Origin of the sequence: Mesorhizobium sp. M0001 (assembly GCF_040324255.1) — a bacterium.
Taxonomy (GTDB): domain Bacteria; phylum Pseudomonadota; class Alphaproteobacteria; order Rhizobiales; family Rhizobiaceae; genus Mesorhizobium.
Genome location: NZ_JAMYVS010000040.1, coordinates 1 through 817, shown reverse-complemented (window position 1 = coordinate 817; position 817 = coordinate 1). Strand labels below are relative to the sequence as shown.

General features: G+C 62.5%; 1 protein-coding gene. It reads left to right on the top strand.

The window, feature by feature from the left end; genetic code table 11:
• A partial coding sequence (locus NKK50_RS31255; RefSeq protein ID WP_352544378.1) for an elongation factor Tu occupies window positions 1-816 on the top strand: 816 nt, incomplete at its 5' end.
• Window position 817: the final 1 nt, after the last annotated feature.

Here is an 817-nt window from a genome sequence, read left to right as displayed (position 1 = left end):
GTCGGCGTGCCGTCGATCGTGGTGTTCCTGAACAAGGTCGACCAGGTCGACGATGCCGAGCTGCTCGAACTGGTCGAGCTCGAGGTTCGCGAGCTTCTGTCGAAGAACGAGTTCCCCGGCGACGACATTCCGATCGTCAAGGGTTCGGCGCTGGCTGCTCTGGAAGATTCCAACAAGACCATCGGCGAAGACGCGATCCGCGAGCTGATGGCTGCGGTCGATGCTTACATCCCGACGCCGGTTCGTCCGCTGGACAAGCCGTTCCTGATGCCGATCGAAGACGTGTTCTCGATCTCGGGCCGTGGCACGGTCGTGACCGGCCGCGTCGAGCGCGGCATCGTCAAGGTCGGCGAGGAACTGGAAATCATCGGCATCCGTCCGACGACCAAGACGACCTGCACGGGCGTCGAGATGTTCCGCAAGCTGCTCGATCAGGGCCAGGCTGGCGACAACATCGGCGCGCTGCTGCGCGGCGTTGATCGTGAAGGCGTCGAGCGCGGCCAGGTTCTGGCCAAGCCCGGTACGGTGAAGCCGCACAAGAAGTTCGTGGCCGAAGCCTACATCCTGACCAAGGACGAAGGTGGCCGTCACACGCCGTTCTTCACCAACTACCGTCCGCAGTTCTACTTCCGCACGACCGACGTGACCGGCATCGTGTCGCTGCCGGAAGGCACGGAAATGGTTATGCCCGGCGACAACATCACGGTCGATGTCGAGCTGATCGTGCCGATCGCCATGGAAGAGAAGCTGCGCTTCGCCATCCGTGAAGGCGGCCGTACCGTCGGTGCCGGCATCGTCGTCACCATCAAAGAGTAAT